The sequence below is a fragment of the Acidovorax sp. BLS4 genome (genome assembly GCF_032929295.1).
GTDB lineage: Bacteria > Pseudomonadota > Gammaproteobacteria > Burkholderiales > Burkholderiaceae_C > Paracidovorax.
Window position 1 is genome coordinate 2421704 of record NZ_CP136797.1, and the last position, 20025, is coordinate 2441728.

General features: G+C 69.3%; 17 protein-coding genes. 11 read left to right on the top strand and 6 right to left on the bottom strand.

Going from position 1 to position 20025, the window contains the following annotated elements; translation table 11 throughout:
* Positions 1 to 90: 90 nt before the first annotated feature.
* From R1Z03_RS11340 to R1Z03_RS11365, 6 genes are all read left to right on the top strand, one after another.
* A complete protein-coding gene (locus R1Z03_RS11340; protein ID WP_317359733.1) occupies positions 91 to 1101 on the top strand; it encodes a tripartite tricarboxylate transporter substrate binding protein in 1011 nt (336 codons plus the stop codon).
* Between the two features lie 502 nt (positions 1102 to 1603).
* Positions 1604 to 2230: a PepSY-associated TM helix domain-containing protein gene (locus R1Z03_RS11345; RefSeq protein ID WP_317359735.1), complete on the top strand. Its 627-nt coding sequence runs from the start codon at positions 1604 to 1606 to the stop codon at positions 2228 to 2230.
* Positions 2231 to 2251: 21 nt separating this feature from the next.
* Positions 2252 to 2776 (top strand): DUF2271 domain-containing protein, encoded by a 525-nt coding sequence (locus tag R1Z03_RS11350; protein WP_317359737.1) that lies wholly within the window; start codon positions 2252 to 2254, stop codon positions 2774 to 2776.
* Positions 2777 to 2823: 47 nt separating this feature from the next.
* Positions 2824 to 3636 carry a DUF4198 domain-containing protein gene (locus tag R1Z03_RS11355; protein WP_317359740.1) on the top strand — a complete coding sequence of 271 codons (813 nt, stop codon included), beginning with the start codon at positions 2824 to 2826 and terminating at the stop codon, positions 3634 to 3636.
* A 14-nt stretch (positions 3637 to 3650) separates the two neighbouring features.
* Positions 3651 to 4757 (top strand): FAD:protein FMN transferase, encoded by a 1107-nt coding sequence (locus tag R1Z03_RS11360; RefSeq protein WP_372588254.1) that lies wholly within the window; start codon positions 3651 to 3653, stop codon positions 4755 to 4757.
* A 21-nt stretch (positions 4758 to 4778) separates the two neighbouring features.
* The gene (locus R1Z03_RS11365; RefSeq protein ID WP_317359742.1) at positions 4779 to 6161 is read left to right on the top strand and encodes a sulfite reductase subunit alpha; all 1383 of its coding nucleotides are present in this window, start codon (positions 4779 to 4781) and stop codon (positions 6159 to 6161) included.
* Positions 6162 to 6236: 75 nt separating this feature from the next.
* Here R1Z03_RS11365 and R1Z03_RS11370 read toward each other — a convergent pair whose 3' ends face one another.
* The 4 genes from R1Z03_RS11370 to R1Z03_RS11385 all read right to left on the bottom strand — a co-directional run bounded on the left by R1Z03_RS11370 (position 6237) and on the right by R1Z03_RS11385 (position 10295).
* On the bottom strand, positions 6237 to 6719 hold the full coding sequence (locus R1Z03_RS11370; protein ID WP_284430185.1) for an SgcJ/EcaC family oxidoreductase: 483 nt from the start codon (positions 6717 to 6719) through the stop codon (positions 6237 to 6239).
* A 168-nt stretch (positions 6720 to 6887) separates the two neighbouring features.
* Entirely contained in the window at positions 6888 to 7571 is a 684-nt protein-coding gene (locus tag R1Z03_RS11375; protein ID WP_284430186.1) for a response regulator transcription factor, read from the bottom strand.
* The gene (locus tag R1Z03_RS11380) at positions 7568 to 9205 is read right to left on the bottom strand and encodes a HAMP domain-containing sensor histidine kinase (protein ID WP_317359747.1); all 1638 of its coding nucleotides are present in this window, start codon (positions 9203 to 9205) and stop codon (positions 7568 to 7570) included. The genes R1Z03_RS11375 and R1Z03_RS11380 overlap by 4 nt, the downstream gene beginning before the upstream one ends.
* A 136-nt stretch (positions 9206 to 9341) precedes the next feature.
* Positions 9342 to 10295, bottom strand: a complete 954-nt coding sequence (locus R1Z03_RS11385; RefSeq protein WP_284430188.1) for a LysR family transcriptional regulator — start codon at positions 10293 to 10295, stop codon at positions 9342 to 9344.
* Between the two features lie 115 nt (positions 10296 to 10410).
* Between R1Z03_RS11385 and R1Z03_RS11390 the strand changes: the two genes are divergently transcribed.
* The 5 genes from R1Z03_RS11390 (at position 10411) to R1Z03_RS11410 (ending at position 15451) form a co-directional block, all read left to right on the top strand.
* Positions 10411 to 11349 (top strand): dihydrodipicolinate synthase family protein, encoded by a 939-nt coding sequence (locus tag R1Z03_RS11390; RefSeq protein ID WP_272551826.1) that lies wholly within the window; start codon positions 10411 to 10413, stop codon positions 11347 to 11349.
* 82 nt (positions 11350 to 11431) lie between these two features.
* The gene (locus R1Z03_RS11395; RefSeq protein ID WP_317359751.1) at positions 11432 to 12397 is read left to right on the top strand and encodes a tripartite tricarboxylate transporter substrate binding protein; all 966 of its coding nucleotides are present in this window, start codon (positions 11432 to 11434) and stop codon (positions 12395 to 12397) included.
* Positions 12387 to 13100: an SDR family oxidoreductase gene (locus R1Z03_RS11400; RefSeq protein ID WP_317359753.1), complete on the top strand. Its 714-nt coding sequence runs from the start codon at positions 12387 to 12389 to the stop codon at positions 13098 to 13100. Before R1Z03_RS11395 ends, R1Z03_RS11400 begins: the two co-directional genes overlap by 11 nt.
* Positions 13101 to 13128: 28 nt before the next feature.
* On the top strand, positions 13129 to 14295 hold the full coding sequence (locus R1Z03_RS11405; RefSeq protein WP_284430192.1) for a mandelate racemase/muconate lactonizing enzyme family protein: 1167 nt from the start codon (positions 13129 to 13131) through the stop codon (positions 14293 to 14295).
* 256 nt (positions 14296 to 14551) lie between these two features.
* Positions 14552 to 15451: a LysR substrate-binding domain-containing protein gene (locus tag R1Z03_RS11410; RefSeq protein ID WP_317359757.1), complete on the top strand. Its 900-nt coding sequence runs from the start codon at positions 14552 to 14554 to the stop codon at positions 15449 to 15451.
* A gap of 19 nt (positions 15452 to 15470) precedes the next feature.
* On the opposite strand, the gene R1Z03_RS11415 is transcribed toward R1Z03_RS11410, so the two are convergent.
* The gene (locus tag R1Z03_RS11415) at positions 15471 to 17138 is read right to left on the bottom strand and encodes a methyl-accepting chemotaxis protein (protein ID WP_317359760.1); all 1668 of its coding nucleotides are present in this window, start codon (positions 17136 to 17138) and stop codon (positions 15471 to 15473) included.
* A 439-nt stretch (positions 17139 to 17577) separates the two neighbouring features.
* Positions 17578 to 19944, bottom strand: a complete 2367-nt coding sequence (rpoD, locus tag R1Z03_RS11420) for an RNA polymerase sigma factor RpoD (RefSeq protein ID WP_284430195.1) — start codon at positions 19942 to 19944, stop codon at positions 17578 to 17580.
* Positions 19945 to 20025: the final 81 nt, after the last annotated feature.

The following is a 20025-nucleotide window of genomic DNA, read 5'->3' on the forward strand; positions in this document are numbered from 1 at the left end:
CGAGAGCGGGCCCGGCCCCACCACCGGCATGCGAGCGCGGCACAGACCGCGCCGCCCCTTCATCCCCCCCAACGATCACGGAGACAAACCATGACATCGCTGCCCACCCCCTGCGAACCGGCGCTGCGCCCCGCCGTTCTCACCCGCCGCCGCGCACTGGCCTGGGGCGCTGCCGCGCTCGCGCTGCCCGGCCTGGCCAACGCGCAGCCGGGCGACAAGCCGCTGCGCGTGATCCTGCCGCTGTCGGCCGGCTCGGGCGCGGACGGCGCCATCCGCGCCATCAGCAACAGCCTGGCCAAGGCCCTGGGCCATCCGGTCGTGATCGAGAACCTGCCCGGCGCGGGCGGCATCACCGGCACGGCGCAGATCGTGCGGGCGCCGCGGGACGGGTCGGTGATCGGTGTCGTCTCGAACAACCATGTGGTGAACCCGGCCGTCTACAAGAACATCCCGTTCGATTCGCTGGCCGACATCACGCCCATCACCGTGCTGGGTGCCACGCCCTTCGTGCTGGTCGCCCATCCGTCGGTGCCGGCCAAGACCGTGCAGGAGCTGATCGCGTATGCCAGGGCCAAACCCGGCGTGCTGAACTACGGCTCGTCCGGCAACGGCACCATCCTGCACCTGGGAGCGGCGATGTTCGTGGACCAGGCGCAGGTGGACATCAAGCACATCCCGTACAGGGGCATGGGGCCGCTGATGAACGACATCCTGGGTGGACAGGTGCAGCTGGGTGTCGTGGCCGTGGCGCCGGCCGCGGCGCACATCAAGGCGGGCGCGCTGCGCGCGCTGGGCGTCACCACCGCGGTGCGCGTGCCCACGCTGCCCAGCGTGCCCACCATCGCCGAGCAGGGCCTGTCGGGCTTCGAGCTGGAAGGGTGGATCGCCCCCATCGGCCCCACGGGCCTGCCCAAGGCCGAGGTGGCGCGGCTCTACAACGGCTTCAAGGCCGCCATGGAGATGCCCGAGGCGCGCGAGGCCCTGCTGGCCCAGGGCTACGACATCAAGCTCACACCGCCCGAGCAGGCGGCGGCGTTCTTTCGCAGCGAGGCCGCACGCATGGCGCAGGTGGTGAAAAGCGCGAACGTGAAGATGGACTGAAACGCAGCCGCCACGCACCGGCCTTCGCGGGCCGGCATGGCGCTCAGAAGGGGCCGCGCAGGCCCCGGTTCACGCGGTGTGTCGCGCCCCATGCGCTGAAGCGACCTTGCGATGCGAAACGGGCCGCTCCGCCAGATCGATGCCGTTGGAATGCCTTCGGCGTTCACGCCCGCGCCCGCGCCCGCGTTCGGCGGGCGGCCGAGCCAGTCAACCTCCCTCGCGCCATCACGCCATCGCCGCCGTGTGACGGCAAGCCTGTCAGGGGGGCGCGCCCCCGTGGGCGACAGGCGTTTCATGTCGACGCCAAAGCCGGCCTCCAGCGGTGCCAGGCGCGCGGCACGCGACCCCTGGCCCGCGGGTCGCTGCGCCGGCGACCTCTGGGTAAAGATTTTGCAAATGCGATTCATTTTCAATTGGGCGCCCTAGAATTGCGGGTTTTCCCGGGCGCCGCCCTGTGCGGTGGCTCGCTCCCTGTCCCCCATCCGGCCCCTTCCGTTCCTGCATGACCCGCCCTCCGGACCCTCGCCGCCGCGCCCGCTGGCTCAAGACCCTGCATGAATGGCACTGGGTGAGTTCCGCCATCTGCCTCGTCGGCATGCTGCTGTTCGCGGTGACCGGGTTCACGCTCAACCACGCCGGCCAGATCGAGGCCAAGCCCCGGGTCACCAGCCTGCGGGCGACCGTGCCCGCACCGGTACTCCAGGCTGTGGCGCCCCCCGTCGGGCAGGCCCGCGCACCCTGGCCGCCGGCCCTGCAGGATTGGGCGCGGGCGCAGTGGTCCGTCGACACGGCAGGGCGCGAGGCCGAGTGGTCTGCCGACGAGGTCTATGTCTCGCTGCCGCGCCCCGGCGGCGACGCCTGGATCCGCGTGGGCCTGGCGGATGGCGAGGCCGAGTACGAACGCACCGACCGGGGCTGGATCTCCTACTTCAACGACCTGCACAAGGGCCGCAACACGGGCGCGGCATGGAGCTGGTTCATTGACGCCTTCGCCGCCGCCTGCCTGGTGTTCTGCATCACGGGCCTGTTCATCCTGAAGATGCACGCCGGCAACCGGCCCTTCACGTGGCCGATGGTCGGCCTGGGCCTGGTGCTGCCGGCCCTGCTGGCGTTCCTGTTTATCCACTGAACCGAAAGAGGAAAAATGCCCATGAAAAAGCATTTGCAGCTGCGCTACACCGTGGCGATGGGGGCCTGCCTGGGCGCGCCCGCCTTCGCGGCCGGGCTCGGCGTGGGGATCGAGATCCCGCGCCTGGACGTGGCCGAATACCACCGCCCGTACGTGGCCGTGTGGGTCGAGCGCGCCGATGCCACCGTGGCCTCCACCCTGGCCGTCTGGTACGACGTGAAGATGAAAGACGCCGAGGGCAGCAAGTGGCTCAAGGACATGCGCCAGTGGTGGCGCCGCACGGGCCGCGAACTGTCGGTGCCGATCGACGGCGTGACCAGTCCCACGCGCCCTGCCGGCAAGCACCTGCTGCAGTTCACCGAAGGCGCCAACCCGCTCGCCCGGCTGCCCGCCGGCAACTACAAGCTGGTGGTGGAGGCCGCGCGCGAGGTCGGCGGCCGCGAGGTGGTGACCGTGCCTTTCGCCTGGCCCGCCGCCAAGGGCGAGCCCCTGCGGGCCAAGGGCACCACGGAGCTGGGCGAGATCACGCTCGAACTCAAGCCCTGACCCGGCAAGCCCTTCACACACCATTCCCATCCGTCCGGAGTTTCCGCATGCATTCCAAGACCCCATCGCGCCTCGCCGCTGCCTGCCTCGTCGCCCTCTGCGGCGCGTTCACCTCCGCGCAAGCCCACAACGTGTGGCTGCTGCCGTCCACCACCGTGCTGTCCAAGGCCGAATGGATCACGGTGGACGCCGCGGTGTCCAACGACCTGTTCTTCTTCAACTACTTCCCGCTGGGCCTGGAAAACCTCACCGTCACCGCCCCCGACGGCAGTGCCGTGGCGCCCGAGAACGCCCACAAGGGCAAGCTGCGCAGCGTGTTCGACCTGAACCTCACGCAGACCGGCACCTACCGCCTGGCCGTGCTGAACAACGGCCTGTTCGCCACCTACAAGGACAAGGCCGGCCAGCCCAGGCGCTGGCGCGGCACGGCGGAAAAATTCGCGGCCGAGGTGCCCGCCGACGCGCAGGACCTCAAGGTCACGCAGTCGGCCGGGCGCATCGAAACCTACGTGACGGTGGGCAAGCCCAGCGCCGTGAAGGCCAGCGGCAAGGGGCTGGAGCTGGTGCCCGTGACGCACCCCAACGACCTGGTGAAGGGCGACAAGGCCACCTTCGCCTTCCACATCGACGGCAAGCCCGCCGCCGGGCTGGAGGTGGTGCTGGTGGCGGGTGCCACGCGCTACCGCGACAAGCAGGACGAGATCAAGGCCACCACCGATGCCAAGGGCGAGTTCAGCGTGACCTGGCCGCAGGCCGGCATGTACTGGGTCGATGCCGATGCCAGGGACGACAAGGTGTCGCTGCCCCAGGCCAAGGAACGCCGCTTGTCGTACGTGGGCACGTTGGAGGTACTGCCCTGATTCCGTCCGCCCCCGTGCGGGTGCGCTATGCGGGCGTGCCGCTGCAGGGCGGTGGCCGCAGCGGCGCCACCACCGAAGTGCTGCCGACGCGGCCAGCGGGCGGCGCGGCCCTGCCTTCGTTCGTGCCGGCCGGGTACGCCACGGCGCCGGGCCCGCGCCGTGCCGATCCGGCCGCGCTGCACACGCTGTCGGGCGAGTCCATGGGCACGACCTGGCGCGTGCGCCTGGGCAACCCGCGCTTCGCGCCGCTCGAGCCGGTGCGTGCCGCCATCGACGCCGCGCTGGGCCGGGTCGTGCAGCAGATGAGCCATTGGAAGCCGGACTCCGACCTCTCGCGCTTCAACCGCGCCGCCGCCGGCACCTGGCACACGCTGCCGGACGAATTCTTCACCGTGCTGCAATGCGCCTTCGACTGGTCGCAGCGCAGCGGCGGCGCCTGGGATCCCACCGTGGGCCCGCTCGTGGACCTGTGGGGCTTCGGCCCGGGGGCCGATCCGCAGGCCGGGCCCGTGGCGCGCATCCCATCGCCCCAGGCCCTGAGCGATGCACGGGCCCGCGTGGGCCATGGCCGCATCGCGTTGCAGCCTGCGCGCCGCCAGGCCCGGCAGCCGGGTGGCGCGCAGCTCGATCTGAGCGGCATCGCCAAGGGCTATGCGGTGGACTGCGTGGCGCAGCATCTGCAGGCGCAGGGCTGGACCGATTTTCTGGTGGAGGTGGGTGGCGAGCTGCGTGCCAGCGGCCGCCGGCCGGATGGGCAGCCCTGGCGCGTGGCCGTGGCCGATCCCGCGGGCCATGCACCGCGCGCGCTGGTGCTCCAGGGCATGGCGGTGGCCACCTCGGGCGACCTCTGGCATGCGTTCGACCATGCGGGCCGCCGCTATTCCCACACCATCGATCCGCGCACCGGCGAACCCGTGCACCACGCGCTGGCGAGCGTGACGGTGCTGCATGCCGAGTGCATGCAAGCCGACGCGCTGGCCACCGTCATCACCGTGCTGGGCCCGCAGGACGGCCTGGACTTCGCGCGGCGGCAGGGCCTGGCCGCACTGGTGTGCGAGCGCACGCCGCAGGGCCTGGCCTGGGCCACGACGCCGGCCTTCGAAGCGCTGGCAGGGGCCTGACGCCATCGATTGCTGCATCCCATGGTTCTTTCGATTCCCGTGCCGCGCCTTGCCGCGGCATTCATCCTGGTCCTGCTCTACGGGCTGATGTGCGCCGCCATCGCACGGCGCGAGCGCCGCCGCGCACGCCATGCGCGGGCCGAGGCGGCCGAGCTGGCCTCGGCCCGCGACGGGGTGCCGCCGCTGCTCGTGGCTTATGCCAGCCAGACGGGCCAGGCCGAGGCGCTGGCCCGCGAGACCGCGCGCCTGCTGCACGCGGCCGGCGAGCCCGTGCACCTGTGCGCGCTGGGCGCGGTGGATGCGGCGCTGCTGCAGCGCACGCGCCGCGCGCTGTTCCTGGCCAGCACGTACGGAGAGGGCGATGCACCTGACAACGCCGCGGGCTTCCAGGGGCAGTGGATGGGCGCGGCCGCGGCGCCCTCGCTGGCAGGCCTGCAGTACGGCCTGCTGGCGCTGGGCGACCGGCAATACGCGCACTATTGCGGCTTCGGCCGCCAGCTGGACGGCTGGCTGCGCGCGCAGGGCGCGGTGCCGTTGTTCGAGCGGGTGGAGATGGACAACGGCGCCCCGGCCGCGCTCCTGGCATGGCAGTACCAGCTGTCGCAGGTCGCGAACCTGAACGGGGCGCCTGCCTGGGAGGCGCCGCCATTCGCCGACTGGACGCTGGCCGCGCGCCGCCACCTCAACCCGGGCAGCCTGGGGGCGCCGGTGTTCCACATCGAACTGGCGCCCCCGCCCGGTACCGCGGCCGATTGGGCGTCCGGCGACCTGGTGCAACTGTGCGCGCCGGCCGACCCGCAACGCCCGCGCGACTATTCCATCGCCTCGGTGCCGGGCGACGGACGCATCCATCTCACCGTGCGCCAGGCCGTGCGCGAGGACGGCACGCCCGGCGCGGCATCGGGCTGGCTGTGCGCTGGCCTGGCGCCGGGGGATGCCGTGCCGCTGCGCCTGCGCGCGCACGGGCCTTTCCAACTGCAGGACAACGCTGCTCGGCCCCTCGTCTTGATCGGCAACGGCACGGGCATCGCCGGCCTGCGCAGCCATCTGCGGGCGCGCGCCGCGGCGGGGGCGGGCCCGAACTGGCTGGTGTTCGGCGAGCGCCAGGCGGCGCACGATTTCCTGTACCGCGCGGAGATCCAGGCCTGGCAGGCCGGCGGCGTGCTGACGCGCCTGGACCTGGCGTTCTCGCGCGACCAGGCGCAGCGGGTGCACGTGCAGGACCGCCTGGCCGAGGCCGCCGATGCACTGCGTGCCTGGGTGGCGGACGGCGCGGCCATCTACGTCTGCGGCAGCCTGGTGGGCATGGCGCAGGGCGTGCATGCCGCGCTTTGCGCCGCGCTCGGCGAGGACGCGATGGAGGACCTGCTGCGCAGCGGGCGCTACCGCCGCGACGTGTATTGACGCGGGTGCCACGGCACAGGGGCCGGCATGCCGGCCCCTGGCTGCCCGGCGATGGAGCGCCGGTGGAAAGGCCGCTTACTTGGCGGCCACCGTCTCGGGCATGGCCGAGGAGTGATGGTGGGCGATCAGCCACTGGCCGTTCACGCGCTCGTACACGTAGGTGTAGCGGGCCTGCACGGTCTTGCCGTCCTTGAAGCGGAACGTGTAGGTGCCCACGTCCTGTGCCACGTTGCAGCCGATGCGGATCTTGCGGCTGTCGATCTTGCCTTGCGGCTCGCTCTTGAGGAACTTCACGAAGTAGTCGCGGATTTCCAGCGGCGTCGTGCGGGGCTGGTTGGACACGGTGGGCAGCAGCACGCCGTCCTGCGCGTAGTTCGCGGTGACCCTGTCCGGGTCCAGCGTGCGCAGCGAGTCGTTCCAGCGGTCGAACAGCGCGGAGATCTGCTTTTCGTCGGCAGGGAAGCAGACCGGCTCACCCTGGCCCTGCGCGAAGGCCGGGGCGGAGACGGAGAACAGAGCCAGGGCAGCTGCGGAGAGGGCGGTGTGAAGCGTCTTCATGGGATCCTTTGAGAAAAGTGGGTCAAGCGCCGGCTTTCGCCTGCACTGCATCGCTCACTGCGATACAGGACCTATTCTTCAAGGCGCGCATGAACACGGCCGTTGCAGCCCCATGAAGGGCAGATGACGCAAAAATGAACCACGGATGAACAGGCTTTCGCCCCGGTGTCACTCGGCCGCGGCGTCCAGCCGGTACCCGAAGCCGCGCACCGTTTTCAGAAGCGAGATGGCATGGCCCTCGTCGATTTTCGCGCGCAGGCGGCGCACGTAGACATCGACCACGTTCGTCAGCGGGTCCTCGTTGGTGCCCCAGACATTGGAGAGGATGCGCTCGCGGCTGTACACCCGGCCGGGCGCGCTCATGAGCAGTTCCAGAAAGGCCAGCTCCTTCGCGGTCAGCGCGATGGGCTGGCCGGCGCGGGTGGCCTGCATGCGCTCCAGGTCGAGCACCAGATCGGCCACCTGCAGCGTGCTGGCGCGCTGGCGCTGCTCGCGCCCCCGGCGCATCAGCGCCTCGATGCGGGCCAGAAGCTCTTCGAACGCGAAGGGCTTGGTGAGGTAGTCGTCGGCGCCCAGCCGCAGGCCGTTGACCTTGTCCTCGGTGTTGCTGAGTGCGCTGAGCATCAGCACCGGCACGTGGCGCCCTTCGGAGCGCAGTGTCTGGCACAGCTCCAGGCCGCTCAGGCCGGGCAGCATGAGGTCGAGCAGCAGCAGCCCGGGATCGCCGGTGCGCGCCAGGGCCAGGCCATCCGGGCCGTTGCGCGCCAGCTCCACGCTGTAGCCTTCGGCCTTGAGGCCGCGCAGCAGGAAGTCCGCCACGCGCGGATCGTCTTCGACCACCAGGATGTTCATGCGGTTTCCTCGGGAGACAGGGTTTCGGGGTGGCTGGCCGAAGGCACGGTGATCTGGACCACCGTGCCCACGCCGGGCTGGCTGTCGATGTCGATGCGGCCATGGTGCGCGTGCACGATGGACTGCGCGATCGACAGTCCGATGCCGGTGCCGTCCGCGCGGTGTGCCCGCGCGCGCTGGCCGCGCACGAAGCGCTGGAACACGGCGGGCAGTTCCTCGGCCTCGATGCCGATGCCTTCGTCGCGCACCAGCACCTGGGCTTCGCCGTCGGGGCCGGGCTGGCAGCCCACGCGCACCGTGCCGCCGCGCTGCGAATAGCGCACCGCGTTGTCCAGCACGATCATCAGCGCCTGGCGCAGCCGGTCGGCATCGGCGTTCACCATCAGCGGGCCGCCGGGGGCGGGCGGCAGGGGCTCCACGGCCACGCCGTGCAGTCCGCCCAGCGCGGAGGCCTGCTCCGCCGCATCGGTCACCAGGGCCTGCAGGTCGATGCGGCGTGGGCGGATCACCAACTGGTCCGCCTCGGTCCTGGCGATCAGCAGCAGGTCGTGGATCACCTTGGTGAGCTGGTCGACGCCGCCGACGATGCGCTGCAGCGTCTGGCGGTATTCCTGCGCCGGCCGGTCGCCGCCGCGCATCGCGATCTCGGCCTCGCCCCGGATGGCCGTGGCGGGCGTGCGCAGTTCGTGGCCCAGGTCGGCGAACAGCTGGCGCCGGCGCTGGTCCACGCGCTGCAGGGTTTCGTGCGCCACGCTCAGTTCATGCGTGCGGGCCTGCACCGCGTCCTCCAGTTCGCGGCGCGCCGCATCGGCATGGGCGCGGTGCTGCTGCAGCTCCGCCGCCATGGCATTGAAGTGCTGGGCGACGCGGTCGAATTCGTCCTTCGAGCCCGTGGCCACCCGGTGGTCCAGCGCGCCGGCCTGCAAGGCCCGCGTGCCGGCCAGCAGGCGGTCCAGGGGGCGCTGCAGGCGGCGGTTCAGGTGCAGCGCCAGCAGGGCCGCCACGGCGAGGGTGACGATCACCAGCGTGATCGCCTGCTGGCGCAGCACGTCCAGCCCGCGCTCGGTGGCGGCGCGTGCCACGGGAACGGCGCTGCGCTGGCGCTCGATGGCGCCGTTGATGAGCTCGCGCAGGTCCAGGCCGCGCGCCATGTCGAACGTGGCGTTCAGCTCTTCCCACACCGCAGGGAAGTCGGCCCCGGGCTCCAGCGGCTGCAGCTGCGCCAGGCGGGCCTCCACGGCCTGGATGTTGTCCTCCAGCAGCTCCGTCACGCGCACGAGCTGCGGCACCTCCTGGGGCATGGACATGCCCTCGCGGTGGGCCAGTTCGTGCCACAGGGCCAGGTCGCGGCGGGCCAGCTCCGCCAGGGCGGCCGCGCTTTGGTGCATGCGTTCGAGCAGCCGCTCGCGCACCTCGGGCACGGCATTGGCGTTCATCAGGCGCTGGGTGGCCCACACGCGCAGCCGCTGCTTGTTGGCCGACAGGTCCAGCAACTCCGAGAGGATGTCGCTGGCCAGCCGGCTGTGCTGGGCGTAGTCGTTGACGCGGTGGGTGCCCCAGTACACGAACGCGGCCTGGATGCATACCAGGGCCACGAGGGCGGCGAATGCCAGGGAGAGTCTTGCGCGGTACATGGGGCCGTCGGAGTGCGAAGGGCCTGCATTATGTTCCGTGCCGGGTGCCGGCAACCTGCCAGAGGCCAGGCAGCCGGATTCCCCGGTTGCTATGAAAATAATAGCTACACAGGCAATCGATCTCCCGGCATCGGGGCTATTTGGCCGGGATGGCCTGGCCGCCGGCCAGCGCCCACAGCGATTCGGCCACCTCCGACATGCCGGCGCGCTGGCGGTACAGGCGGATCTCCACCGGCACGTCCCAGGCCGCCTCGCCGGCCGCCACCAGCGTGCCGGCCCGCAGGTCGTCGGCGATGAGGCTGCGCGGCAGCCAGGCCACGCCGCGCCCCTCCAGCGCCATGGTCTTGAGCAGCACCGCGTGGTGCGCGGTGAACACCACCGCCACGCCGCCCGGCACGGCCGATTCCCCGCCATCGCCGTACACGCCGCGCATGCGCGCCCGCATGATGCGGCCCAGGCCCGAGGCGTCGCTGTAGGCCAGCAGGGGCAGCGGCGCGCCGTCCCGGCCGATGGCGTGCAGCGGCCCGCCGTCGGGGCCCGCCGCGCTCACCGGCTGCAGCACGTCGTCCGACAGCCGCTGCATGGGGTACTGCGCCTCGTCCAGGCGCCCGGGCGCTTCCGCATGGCCGTGGCACAGCACGAACTGCACGCGCCGCTGCAGCGCCAGGTCTTCGCACGCCCGGGAGCTGTCCGACATGGTCTGGATGGGCCCCAGGCGCAGTTGCGCCTCCAGCTGGCCCAGCCAGCGCGGAAAGAAGGTGAGCGAGAGCACGTGTGTGGCCGCGAAGCGCAGGCTGGCGGCCGCCGTGTCGTGCGCGGCGCGCGCCTTGATGCGCGCGGCCTCCAGGTTGGCCAGCAGGGTTTCCATCAGGGGCAGAAAGCGCTGCCCCGCCGCCGTGAGGGCGGCCGGGTGCGCGCTGCGGTCGAACAGCTCCACGCCCACCCATTCCTCCAGCGCGCGGATGTGGCGGCTGAACGCGGGCTGGGCGATGGCCCGGGCCTCGGCGGCGCGCGAGAAATTGCCGCACTCGGCCAGGGCCAGGAAGTCTTCCAGCCATTCGAGATCGAGGGGGCGGTTGCCAGGTCCCATGGGCGTCGTGTTCCGTGCAGATAGATGTATGCGATTCGGGTATTGGACGGTGCGGGGCCCTCGCCGGAAGATCCGCTGCGTTGTCGTTCCCCCGCACCCATAACGGAGACCTTGAATGCCTTCCATCGCGAATTATCGCGGGATCATCCCCGCCATCTCGTGCCCCTTCACCCCCGACCACCGCATCGACGAGCCCGCCCTGCGCAAGCTCGCCGCCTGGCTGGCCGGCCACGAGGGCGTGGTGGCCATCATGACCAACGGGCACACCGGCGAGGTGTTTTCCCTCACTCCCGCCGAGCGCGCCGAGGTCACCCGCATCGTGGCCGACGAACTGAAGGGCCGCACGCCCGTCATCTCCTCCATCGTCTGCGAGGGCCTGGCCGAGGCCGCCGAACATGCCCGCGCCGCCCAGGCCGCCGGCGCCGTGGCGCTGGATGTCATGCCGCCCCACCACTGGCTGCGCTTTGGCTTCACGCCGGGCCATGCGCTGCAGTATTTCGAGGCCATCCACCGGGCCGCGCCGGGCCTGGACCTGGTGTGCCACGTGTACCCGGCGTGGACGCGCGCCTCGTACTCGTCGCAGCTGCTGGCCGAGCTCGCCCGGCTGCCCTACCTGCAGGCCTTCAAGGTGGGGCAGCGCGACATGAACAAGTACGCCCGCGACATCCAGGCGATCCGCGAGGCCGACGCCTCCAAGGCCATCCTCACCTGCCACGACGAGTACCTGCTGGCCTCGATGGTGCAGGGCGTCGATGGCGCGCTGGTGGGCTTCGCCACCTTCATCCCGCAGCTCATCATCGACCTGTGGAACGCCGTGAAGGCCGGCGACCTGAAAAAAGCCATGGCCGTGCAGGCCGTCATCACGCCGCTCAAGGACGCGGTGTACGGCGGCGGCGAGCCCACGGGCGAGGCCCATGCGCGCATGAAGGGCGGCATGTACCTGGCCGGCGTGATCGACGACGCCACCGTGCGCCCGCCCACCGAGGCGCCTAACGCCCAGGAGGTCGAGGCCCTGCGCGCCGCCGTCCGGCAGGCGGGCCTGCTGCAGCGCTGATCTGCGGATGGCATGACAAGACGGGACGCACCGCACGGCCCGCACCGGACATTCGCGACCCCATAAAGACAGGAGACACGCCATGCAACGCAAGCCATTCCTCCGCGCCGTCCTCGGCGCCCTCGCGCTCACCGCCGCCGCCAGCGGCTTCGCGCAGACCTACCCGAACAAGCCGGTGCGCGTGGTGATCCCGTTCCCGCCGGGCGGCACGCTGGACGCCGTGGGCCGCATGCTGGCGCAAAAGCTCGGCGAGCAGACCGGGCAGAGCTTCGTGATCGACAACAAGCCCGGCGGCAGCGGCGTGATCGGCGGCGACGCGGTCGCCAAGGCCGCGGCGGACGGCTACACGCTGCTGTTCAGCGCCTCCACCTTCACGACCGCGCCGATGACGCTCAAATCGGTGCCGTTCAGCGTCACGCAGGACTTCGCACCCGTGGCGCTGGTGGCCAAGGCGCCCCTGTCGGTGGCGGTCAACAAGGACCTGCCGGTGACCGACATCAAATCCCTGCTGGGCTACGCCAGGAGCCACCCGGGCAAGATGACCTTCGCCGTGGGCTCCATCGGCTCGGCCGGGCATCTCTCGACCGAACTGCTGAAACGGGCCGGCAAGATCGACTACCTCATCGTGCCCTACAAGGGCACGGCGCCGGCCTTCCAGGACCTGATCGGGGGGCAGATCGACGGCTTCATCGACCCCATCCTCGGCTCGCTCCAGTACCACAAGAGCGGCATGCTCAAGGTGGTGGCCGTGACCTCCGCCCAGCGCGTGCCCAACCTGCCCGACGTGCCCACGGTGGCCGAGACCCTTCCCGGCTTCGAGTTCTACAGCTGGTACGGCCTGTGGGCCCCGGCCAAGACGCCGCCCTCGCTGGTGCAGCGCCTGAACGCCGAGGTGAACAAGGCCCTGGCCGGCGACATGGCCCAGAAGCTCAAGGACCAGGGGCTGCTCGTCACGCCGGGCAGCGTGGACGACTTCGCCAGGTTCCAGCGCGCCGACATGGAGCGCTCCCAGAAGATCGTGACCGAGGGCAACATCCGTGCGGAATGACGGCACGCCGCCCCCAGGCGCCCATGCCGCCGTCACCGGCAGCAGCAGCGGCATCGGCCGCGCCATCGCCGAGTCGCTGCTGGCCGCGGGCTGGCACGTGAGCGGGCTGGACGTGGCCGCGCCGGCCATCGAACACGCCGCGTTCACGCCCGTGGCCGTCGATCTGACCGATGGCGAAGACATCGCCCGTGCCGCCGCGGGGCTGCAGGCCGTCCAGGCCCTGGTGCATGCCGCGGGTGTGCTGCGCGTGGGCCCGCTGGGCCAGCTGGACCACGCGGGCGGCGGGTTGATGTGGCGCCTGCACGTCGATGCCGCCACGCGCCTGGCCGATGCCATCGTGCCCGCCATGGCCGCGCGTGGGAACGGCCGGGTGGTGTTCATCGGCAGCCGCGTGGCGCAGGGCATGCCCGGGCGCGGCCAGTACGCGGCCACCAAGGCGGCGCTGGTCGCGCTGGCGCGCAGCTGGGCGGCCGAGGTGGCGGGGCAGGGCGTGACGGTGAACGTCGTCTCGCCCGCCGCCACGGCCACCGGCATGCTGAGCGACCCCGCCCGCGCCGGCAGCGCACCGCGCCTGCCGCCCATCGGCCGCCTCATCGAGCCCGTCGAGATCGCCGCGCTCGTGGGCTACCTGCTGTCGCCGCCGGCGGCGGCCATCACGGGGCAGGACATCGCCATCTGCGGGGGCGCCTCGCTCGCCCGCTGATCCTTCTTTTCTCAACCACCCAAGCACCATGAAAATCGTCGATATCGTCGAATCCACCCGGCCCATCCAATCCGACATCCGCAACGCCTACATCGATTTTTCGAAGATGACCCTGAGCCTGGTGGCCGTCGTGACCGACGTGGTCCGCGACGGCAAGCCGGTGATCGGCTACGGCTTCAATTCCAACGGCCGCTACGGCCAGGGCGCGCTGATGCGCGACCGCTTCATCCCCCGCGTGCTCGAAGCCGACCCCGCCACGCTGGTGGACGGCACTGGCGAGAACCTCGACCCGCACAAGGTCTGGGCCCGCATGATGATCAACGAAAAGCCCGGTGGCCACGGCGAGCGCTCGGTGGCCGTCGGCACCATCGACATGGCTGTGTGGGACGCGGTGGCCAAGATCGCCGGCCAGCCGCTCTACCAGCTGTTGGCCGAACGCTACGGCAACGGCACGCCCGACCCGCGCGTCTTCGTGTATGCCGCCGGCGGCTACTACTACCCCGGCAAGGGGCTGGACGGCCTCCGCAAGGAAATGGAGAGCTACCTGGCGCGCGGCTATTCGGTGGTCAAGATGAAGATCGGCGGGGCCTCGCTGGCCGACGACTGCGAGCGCATCGAGTCGGTGCTCAAGATCCTCGGCCCGGGCCAGCAGTTGGCGGTGGATGCCAACGGCCGGTTTGACCTGCCGACCGCCATCGACTACGGCCGCGCCCTGTCGCAGTACCCGCTGTTCTGGTACGAAGAGGCCGGCGACCCGCTCGACTACGAACTGCAGGCCAGGCTGGGCGAGGTGTACCAAGGCCCCATGGCCACGGGCGAGAACCTGTTTTCGATGCAGGACGCGCGCAACCTCATCCGCCACGGCGGCATGCACAAGGATCGCGACTGGCTGCAGTTCGACTGCGCTTTGAGCTACGGGCTGGTGGAATACCTGCGCACGCTGGACATGCTCAAGGACCATGGCTGGTCCCCCAGCCGCTGCATCCCCCACGGTGGCCACCAGATGTCGCTGGCCATCGCCGCGGGCCTGGGCCTGGGCGGCAACGAAAGCTACCCCGACCTGTTCCAGCCCTATGGCGGCTTCCCGGACGGCGTAAAGGTCGAAAACGGTTACGTCACGTTGCCACCGTTGCCGGGCATCGGGTTCGAGGGCAAGTCCGACCTGATCGCGGAGATGCGGGCCCTGGCTTCCTGAGAATATGGCGGGGCATTTTGCTATAAAAATATGAGCAATATGCCCTAGTAGGATATGCGCTGCAGGCCTGTTTGATCACAATCGATACCCCGGTGGCATCGCCCCGCTGCCCGGCTTCGCCATGCGATGCCGGGCTTTTGCCTTTGGGGGTAGCGCGGGGCGTGCGCGTGCCTTTATGCTGGCCAAGGCGCTGTGACGGGGCGGTATTTGCTTGTATGGTCATTGTTCTCGTGTCCTCTCGCGCCCACCCACTCCCATGGACATCAAGACCCTTCGCCTTTTCGTGGAAATCGCCAAACACGGCAGCTTCGCCGAAGCGGCCAAGGTGGTGTGCGCCACGCAGTCGGCGGTCAGCAAGGCGATGAAGGGCCTCGAATCCGAAATGGGCGTGCAATTGCTCGCGCGTTCGGGCCGGGGCAAGGGCCTCACTGCCGCCGGCAACCTGCTGCTTCGCCGCGCGGTGAACATCCTGCATGAGATGCGCGGGCTGGAGGGCGAGCTGGCGGAAATGCAGCAGGTCCAGCGCGGAAGCCTGCGCATCGGCTTTCCCCGCATGGGCACCAGCGCGTACTACGCGGGGCTGTTCACCGAGTTCCGGCAGCGCTTTCCCGCCATCGACGTGGCCATGGTGGTCGAGCCGCTCGACCGGCTGGAAGCGCAGCTGCGCGCGGGCGAGGTGGATCTGGCGGCCCTGGTGGCGCCCGCCGCGCACGACTTCGACTGGCAGCATGTGCGCACCGAGCCCGTGGTGGCCCTGGTGCCGCAGGCCTTCGTGCCCGCCGGCACCACGCGCATTTCGCTCGCGGACCTGGCGCAATGGCCGCTCATCCTGTTCGAGGAGGGCACCACCGTGAACCAGGCCCTGCTGCAGGCCTGTGCGCGGCAGGGCGTGCGACCCCACGTGTCGGTGATGGGCACGGGGCAGGTCGATTTCATGGTGCAGCTGGTGGCGCAGCAACTGGGCGTGATGCTGCTGCCGCGCGCCATCACGCGCTGGAGCAAGCACCCCGGCGTGCGCTATCTCGATGTGGACGATCTGCCCTCCATCTGGCACTTCACGCTGGCCTGGCGCCGCGGCGTGCCGCACGCGCCCGCGGCGCGCGCCTGGCTGGACCTGGCCCGGGATTACTTCCAGGTGCGCGAGCTCGGGCGCTGATCTCCGGTTGCGGGCTGGTTCAGTAAGCGCCCGACGAGCCGATCAGCCGCTGCGCGGGCGCCGGCAGTGCGCCAGTGCGGCTGTTGCTGCGGGCGGGGGCTGCCGGGGTTCCGGCCGTGCCGGCATCGGTGTCGCCCGGCAGGCGGAACTGGGCCACCATGCGCGAAAGCGATTCGGCCTGGAACTTCAGGCTGTCGGCCGCAGCGGCGCTCTCCTCCACCAGCGCGGCGTTCTGCTGCGTGACCTGGTCCAGTTGCTGCACCGCATCGCCCACCTGGTTGATGCCGCTCGATTGCTCGGCGCTGGCCGCACTGATCTCCGACAGCAGCGTGGACACCTGTGTGACCTGCGCCACCACCTCGTCCATGGTGCGTCCGGCCTGGGCCACGAGATCGCTGCCGGTGCTCACGCGCGACACGCTGGCTTCGATCATCGCCTTGATCTCCTTGGCGGCCTCCGCCGAGCGCCCCGCGAGCGACCGCACCTCGCTGGCCACCACCGCGAAGCCGCGCCCTTGCTCACCCGCGCGGGCCGCTTCCACCGCAGCGTTCAGCGCCAGGATGTTGGTCTGGAAGGCGATGCCGTCGATCACCCCGATGATCTCTGCCATGCGGCCGGAACTCTGCTGGATGTCCTGCATGGTGGACACGACGTTGCCCACCACCGAGCCACCCTGCGTGGCCACGGCCGAGGCGCCGGAGGCCAGCTGGTGCGCGCGGCGGGCCGAGTCGGCGTTCTGCTGCACGGTGGAGGTCAGCTCTTCCATCGACGCCGCGGTCTCCTCCAGGTTGCTGGCCTGCTCCTCGGTGCGCTGGCTCAGGTCGGCGTTGCCATTGGCGATCTGCACCGACCCGGTGGCGATGGAGTCGGCGCTCGTGCGCACGTTGCCCACGATCTGCACCAGGCTGGCGTTCATGCGCTGCAGCGCGTTGAGCAACTGGCCCACCTCGTCCTTGCTGTTCGCCTCGATGTGCGACGTCAGGTCGCCCGCCGCCACGGTTTCGGCGATCTGCACCGCGCGCCCGATGGGCCGGGTGATGGATCGCGTGATGAGCCAGCCCAGCACGAACGACACGGCCACCGCCGCGCACGCGATGGCGATGATGAGCTGAAAGCCCGTCTTCACCTCGCGGTCCGCGCCGTCGCTGGCCTTGTCCATCTGCAGCTGCTGGTGATCGGACATCTTGTCGAGGGCTGCCATGTAGGCCAGCTGGTTGCGCCGCAGCGTGTTGGCCAGCAGGCCCTTGGCTTCCTCGGGCTGGCCTGCGCGGATCAGCGAGAGGAACGCGTCCACGTCCTTCACGTAGGCGGCCCGCTGCTCCTGCGTGTCTGCGAGCAGCCGCTTGCCCGTGTCGCTCTGCACGGTGGGCGTGAGCTTGGCGTACATGCCGGTGATGAGCGCGCGGCTGCCTTCGATGCCCTTCATCTCCTGCTCTCGCTGGGCCGCGTCATCGAAGATCACCAGATTGCGCACGTAGCGGGCCTGCTGATCGACCTCGTCGGAAATCTCGTTCAGCAACCGGACCTTGACGTAATAGTCCTTGGTCACCAGCGTCAGCGCCTGATTGACGTTGCCCAGGGCCGACATGGAGATGCCGGCCACGAGGAGCAGCAACACGATCGTGGAAAGAAATGCGAGCGTGATGCGGGGGCCGATGCGCAGGTTTCCGAAGAATCGGTGGTTCATGGAAGTGGCTCTTTCTTTCTTGGTGGGCAGAAAAAAATGCGCCACCCGCAAGTGCCGGGGCGGAGTTGCAGGTGGCGCGCACTTCAATGCTTTCCTCTTGCGGCGTGCGGTTCGCCCCATGGGTCAGCCGCTTCGGCTTCTACCCTCCCTCCCTGTCCATCTGCGTGGAAACTTGCTGGTAGTGCAATGTCGTTCGTAAGTTTATGTTTCAGATTTTCAAATCCAAAGCGAAATTTTGGAAAGCAACACGTGCCAATTTCGCATGTCTCGCCAAGCGCCGCATGTGGCGTCCGGCCATCTTCCGAAGGGTGGTGGGGCTCTTTCCCGTGCGGGCCAAGGGGTGCTTCCGCGAAAACGTCCAGCCATGAAAAAAGCCTGCTCCCGCAAGGCGGGGGCAGGCTTTTCGATGGACGCTGCGCGGAGGGCGGCCGCGGGCTGACTACAGCGAGTCGATGAAGCTGCGCAGCTTGTCGCTGCGGCTGGGGTGCTTGAGCTTGCGCAGCGCCTTGGCTTCTATCTGGCGAATGCGCTCGCGCGTCACGTCGAACTGCTTGCCGACTTCTTCCAGCGTGTGGTCGGTGGACATCTCGATGCCGAAGCGCATGCGCAGCACCTTGGCTTCGCGCGGCGTGAGGCCGTCCAGGATGTCCTTGACCACATCGCGCAGGCCGGCCTGCATGGCGGCGTCGATCGGGGCGGTGTTGGCACCGTCCTCGATGAAGTCGCCCAGGTGGCTGTCGTCGTCGTCGCCGATCGGCGTTTCCATGGAGATCGGTTCCTTGGCGATCTTCATGATCTTGCGGATCTTGTCTTCCGGGATCTCCATCTTGGCCGCCAGGATGGACGCATCAGGCTCGAAGCCGAACTCCTGCAGATGCTGGCGCGAGATGCGGTTCATCTTGTTGATCGTCTCGATCATGTGCACCGGGATGCGGATGGTGCGCGCCTGATCGGCGATCGAGCGCGTGATGGCCTGGCGGATCCACCACGTGGCGTAGGTCGAGAATTTGTAACCGCGGCGGTATTCGAACTTGTCCACGGCCTTCATCAGGCCGATGTTGCCTTCCTGGATCAGATCCAGGAACTGCAGGCCGCGGTTCGTGTACTTCTTGGCGATGGAGATCACAAGGCGCAGGTTGGCCTCGATCATTTCCTTCTTGGCATCGCGGGAGGACGATTCGCCCTCGTTCATGCGCTTGTTGATGTCCTTGAGTTCGGGCAGCGGCACCACCACGCGCGCCTGCAGGTCCATCAGGCGCTGCTGCAGTTCCTGCACCGGCGGAATGTTGCGCTGCAGCACGGTGCTCCAGGGCTTGCCGGACGCCGCCTGCTTTTCCACCCACTTCAGGTTCAGCAGGTTGGGCGGGAATTCCTTGATGAAGGTTTCCTGCGGCATGCCGCACTTGTCCACGATGATGCGGCGAAGCTCGCGCTCCTTCTTGCGCACGTCGTCCACCTGGCCGCGCACCATGTCGCACAGCTTCTCGATGGTCTTGGCGGTGAAGCGGATGGTCATCAGCTCGGCCGACAGGGCCTGCTGGGCCTTCATGTACGCGGGCGTGCCGTAGCCTTCCTTGTCGTAGATCTTGTGGACCTTCTCGAACAGGTCGCGCATGGTGTCGAAGCGGGACAGGGCTTCGCGCTTGAGTTCTTCCAGCTTCTTGGTCAGCGCCTTGGAGCCGCCCTTGCCGTCGTCGTCGTCCTCTTCGTCGAATTCGTCGAAGTCTTCTTCGGCCACGTAGTCGTCGGCTTCATTGGGGTTGGAGAAGCCGTCCACGATGGTGGAGATGACGACCTTGCCCTCGCGAATCTCTTCGCCCATGTTCAGGATCTCGGCGATGGTGGCGGGCGATGCGCTGATTGCCTCCATCATGGCCTGCAGGCCGCCTTCGATGCGCTTGGCGATTTCGATTTCGCCTTCGCGCGTCAGCAGCTCCACCGTGCCCATTTCGCGCATGTACATGCGCACGGGGTCGGTGGTGCGGCCGAATTCGCTGTCCACGGTGGACAGGGCGGCTTCGGCTTCTTCTTCCGCTTCCTCGACGGTCGCCGCGGTGGGCGTCACGTTGTTCTGGAACAGGGTCTCGGCATCGGGCGTCTGCTCGTACACGGCCACACCCATGTCGTTGAGCATCGTGACCACGACTTCCATCGTCTCGGCATCGACCAGCTTGTCGGGCAAGTGGTCGGAGATTTCGACCTGCGTCAGGTAGCCGCGCGTCTTGCCCAGGGTGATCAGCGTCTTCAGGCGCGAGCGGCGCTTGGCCAGGTCTTCCTCGGACAGGACGGTCTCGTCGAGGCCGAATTCCTTCATCAAGGCGCGTTCCTTCGCCTTGCTGATCTTCATGCGAAGGGGCTTGACCTTCTCGACCGTGGCCGTGGGGGTGGCTTCGGCTTCGGGTTCGCCTTCGAGGTCGGCCTCGATGTCGGACAGGTCGGCATCGTCGCCCACCGCATCGTCGTCCGCTCCGGCCTTGGGCTTGCGGCCCCGCTTGGCAGGGGTCTTGTCGGCTGCGGCGGCACCGGCGGCCTTGGCCGGGCGGCCGGGGCGCTTCTTGGGCGTTTCGTCGTCGGCGGAGGCCGCGGCGGCCTTGGCGCGGGCGGGCTTCTTGGTTTCTTCGGAGGCTTCGGCCTTGTCAGAGGACTTGTTCACGGGCACGGTATGGACTTTCTTGGCGGCTGGAGCAGCGGCGGCCAGGGCCTTCTTGGGCTCGGTCGTTGCGGCTTTGGCAGCAGGTTTGGAAGCGGCCTTCGCGGCGGTGTCTGGGGCGGACTTGGGCGACTTCGCGGACTTTTGAGCAGGCATGGACACCTCAGGATCAAAAACGGACACAAAGAAAACGCAAGCGCCATGGATCCCGGCGCGGGTGGCACGGCAAAGGCCGGA